Consider the following 3739-nt stretch of genomic DNA (forward strand, 5'->3'; position numbering starts at 1 on the left):
CGTGTCTTCGTGCAGTGTGTCGGCAATACTTTCATCCATCAGCCCGGAACGCTCCAACACCTTGCGGCAAATGATCAGGCCGTTCAAGTGAACGTGACCTTGACCGCCTTTTATCAGAACACTAAACAAATCGACTGGGTCAATACCGGGGGGCAGCGTTGTGATGCCTTCGCCTGCAATGCTGTGGTCATGCCAGCGCTCACGGCTGACTTCGTCTTCGTAGTACATCCCGACAGCGTCATAAACCCCGTCGCAGTCTGATTGTCGTTCAAAAACAGAACGAGCAGCAGCAAACCGACCTGGCAGGTAAAAATCGTCCGCGTCCAGAAAGGCGATATAAGGGCAGGTGCTGTTGGTGATACCCAGGTTGCGGGAAGGCCCAGCCCCTCGGTTGACCCCGCCTGGGTGCTGAAATAATTTCACCTGGGGATATAAACCAGCTAATTGTCGGCAGACCGCCAGGCTGTCATCCGGGGAGCAATCTTCAACCAAAATCACTTCCCTTACCTCGGGCTGGGCAAGCGCGGATTCCACCGCCTGAACGAGATAAGGGGCCGCGTTATAAACGGGTGAAATTATGCTAACACTAAAATCCATCGGCTAAGTAAGTATTCAAACAATTTCTGCTCAAGGCTTTAAATGCTTTTCAGAGTGCACAAACAAATGGGATTGAGCAAAATGCGTTATGAATGGAATCCAATTTCTTCCCCTAATAATCAATAATGGATGCTTATGCACCGCTTTTGCTGCGGATTTGAGTTTATGAAGAAAATTATCCATGATTGCAGTGGATTCATCATTGCTTAAACTCCAGTTTTGCGTTGCATCCAACAGTTTGATGTAAAGGCTGATGATACACTGAGCATCCCTAATATTTGTAATTTTTTTTGGCCATTTGAATCCTTCAATAAGGTTCTCCGATATGGATTCACCAGTGTACTGTTTCACCTGCCTTCGAACCACATCGTTAGTATTTTTTGTCTGATCTTCAGCCTTTCGTACTGAAATGTTATCGCTATGCCATCGATAGAAATAGAGCGTCTTATTAAGGTTAGATATTTTATTAGTTTGGATGATTCTTGTCCAAAGGTCAAAGTCTGCGGCGGTTCTCTGATTTTCTACGTAACTAAAACCTTGTTGAGAAAACAAACAACGCCTCATCATCGTAGAAGCTTGGCAGATAGCACAATGAAAAATGAAGTCCCAACGTAACAATCCGGGAAGACTGGCCGTCTTCATCAAATGTGAACCTGACTTATCATCCCGAACAATCAAATAATCAGTTCCCAAAACCGAAATATCATGGTTCATATCTAAAAACTCGACTTGTAAGTCAAACCTGTGCGCATCACACCAATCATCGGCATCCATCATTGCTATATATTCACCTCGCGCAGCAGCGATACCTCTGTTCTTTGAAAAACTCTGACCCATATTTTGGGAGTTATCCAGAATGCGTATACGCGGGTCTTGAGAGGCAATTACCGAGAGTAGTTTTCCCGTATTATCTGTTGATCCATCGTTGACAATAATGAATTCAAAATCATCGAAGGTCTGGCACAAAATGCTGTTAATCGCTTCAGTCAAGTGTTTTTCACCATTCCAAACACACATAACCACGCTGACTTTTGGATTGGGTCCATCTGAGTAAGATGTCAATTTGTCGCTCATATTTTCTGGGAAACTGATTTTATAACCGCTATTAATAGAAAAGGTTGAAATCATGTGAGTGTAAGTTACGATTTTTTTGATGATTTTCGAGAAATGAATTCCAGCGAAATTTAACATAATGTATTAAGAATATTCCCCACTCATCCAATTTAATCAGTAAGATTGGGTGTTTTTTAACAGATTTTGCCGCAGTCTTCAGTATTCTGAGAAAGTCAATCATTATGGCTGCAGATTCTTTTACGTCTAGATCCCATTTTTCGGTGGACTTCAAAAGAAGCAAGATAATCCCGATAATGCTGCGAGCTTCCGATAATTTTGTAATATCTTGAGGGTGTTTAAAACCTTGAATTAATTCCTCTGGAATTTCTATACCGGTGTAATACTTTATCTGCTCATGGATAGTCAGGTTGTTATAATACACAAAAGTGGAGGCTTTTACTACAGTAAGATTTCCTTCATGCCACCTGTATGTATGTAATGGTTCCTCAATGTTTGTAATCTTATGGTTTCTTGAGACCTTGGAGAAGAATTCAAAATCTTCCCCTTCGATACCTTGAGCATACGTAAATCCTTCCTCCGAAACCAGGGTTCTGCGCATCATGACTGATGGATTATTGAGGGCACAATAAAAAACCAGATGCCAACGGGCCAAGCCAGGAAGATTATATCTCTTTAAGAGCTTAGTGAAGCCGTCTGATCTCGATTTCACATAACTAGTCCCAAGAACAGCAATATCAGGATTTTCATCCAGAAACTGAACCTGCCTAGCAAACCGCTCCGGGTGGCTTTGGTCGTCTGAATCCATGATTGCAATGTATTTTCCACGAGCAGCAGCATTACCGATATTTCGTGAATACCCTACACCCATATTTTGAGGGTTACTCAGAATTCGAAAGCGTGCGTCCTTTGAAGCATAGTCATTGAGTATTTCTGCAGTTTTATCGGTGGAACCATCATTGACAATGATGAACTCGAAATCACTATAAGTCTGATCCAGGATACTTTGGATGGATTCCCGCAAGTATTTCTCGCCATTCAAGACGCTCATTACCACACTAATTTTCGGAGTTGAAATTGTTTCATCCATTCTTACCAATGATAATCCTTGATTTGCGGAGCACTCTTTTGTCTGTCTAAATTTTTATTCTATCCCAGCTTTAGTTATCAAATTGCTTCCACTTTGCTGGCATAATTACTGGGTAACCCCTTGCATCTACATATATACCCTCCTGAAAGGTCCCCGACCTCACCTCGAAAGAATATGCGTCTGGCACCCAATCAAATGTCATCTTTCCTGAACCAACCCATAAGTTAACACCATATTTTCCCGGAGCAAGAAACAGGGACTCAAGATTAGATGTAATGTAGGAATATCCTGGTTTACTTGATATCCCTTTTTGCACATGCCCAGAATGCATTTGAAAGACTTTGCTTCCGTCCTCTGCAGTAAAAGAAATAGAGAATTCAGCAGTAATGCTGGTGTTGCCTAAGTTCTCCACATCCACTCGACAAGCAAAAGGTCTCCCTGTCACAGGACTGGCAGGCTCGACAGAAAAATCTTGAATACGAATGCGGTGATTTCCAAGCCGCTGGTCTTCGTTAGGAATGAATTCACTTGGCCTTTGATAAACATGCAAGTAATCGGAAATGATCTCATCGGTAGGACCTGCATTTACAATTTTGCCATCTTTCAAGAGCATGGTCCTGGAACAGAGATTCCTCATTGAAACCATGTTATGACTGACAAACAAGACGGTACGCCCTTCACCAGCAACATCACTCATCTTGCCAAGGCATTTCTTCTGGAATTCAGCATCCCCGACAGCCAGAACCTCATCCACGATCAAGATCTCAGGGTCCAGGTGAGCAGCCACAGCGAATCCCAGGCGCACGTACATGCCGCTGGAATAGCGCTTGACGGGGGTATCGATGAACTTCTCCACCCCAGAAAAAGCTACGATCTCATCAAACTTTCGGGTGACTTCTTCCTTGTTCATCCCGTAAATTGCCCCATTAAGATAGACATTCTCGCGCCCGGTCAGCTCAGGGTGAAAGCCGGTGCCGACCT

At 43.2% G+C, this 3739-nt stretch carries 4 protein-coding genes; all 4 read right to left on the reverse strand.

Going from position 1 to position 3739, the window contains the following annotated elements; all coding sequences use genetic code 11:
- Positions 1–597, reverse strand: a 597-nt coding sequence (locus NC238_09240) for a glycosyltransferase (protein ID MCM1566110.1), incomplete at its 3' end; no start/stop codon positions are given.
- 30 nt (positions 598–627) lie between these two features.
- Positions 628–1788 (reverse strand): glycosyltransferase family 2 protein, encoded by a 1161-nt coding sequence (locus NC238_09245; GenBank protein MCM1566111.1) that lies wholly within the window; start codon positions 1786–1788, stop codon positions 628–630.
- Positions 1703–2758, reverse strand: coding sequence for a glycosyltransferase (locus tag NC238_09250; protein MCM1566112.1), 1056 nt, complete (start codon positions 2756–2758; stop codon positions 1703–1705). Before NC238_09250 ends, NC238_09245 begins: the two co-directional genes overlap by 86 nt.
- 70 nt (positions 2759–2828) lie before the next feature.
- A partial coding sequence (locus tag NC238_09255; protein MCM1566113.1) for a Wzt carbohydrate-binding domain-containing protein occupies positions 2829–3739 on the reverse strand: 911 nt, incomplete at its 5' end.

This window comes from Dehalobacter sp., from assembly GCA_023667845.1.
Classification (GTDB): Bacteria; Bacillota; Desulfitobacteriia; order Desulfitobacteriales; family Syntrophobotulaceae; genus Dehalobacter.

Bases quoted from the DNA above. Each gene is read 5' to 3' on its own strand.
- NC238_09245 (MCM1566111.1), bottom strand. From the start codon at position 1,788: ATGTTAAATTTCGCTGGAATTCATTTCTCGAAAATCATCAAAAAAATC.
- NC238_09250 (MCM1566112.1), bottom strand. From the start codon at position 2,758: ATGGATGAAACAATTTCAACTCCGAAAATTAGTGTGGTAATGAGCGTC.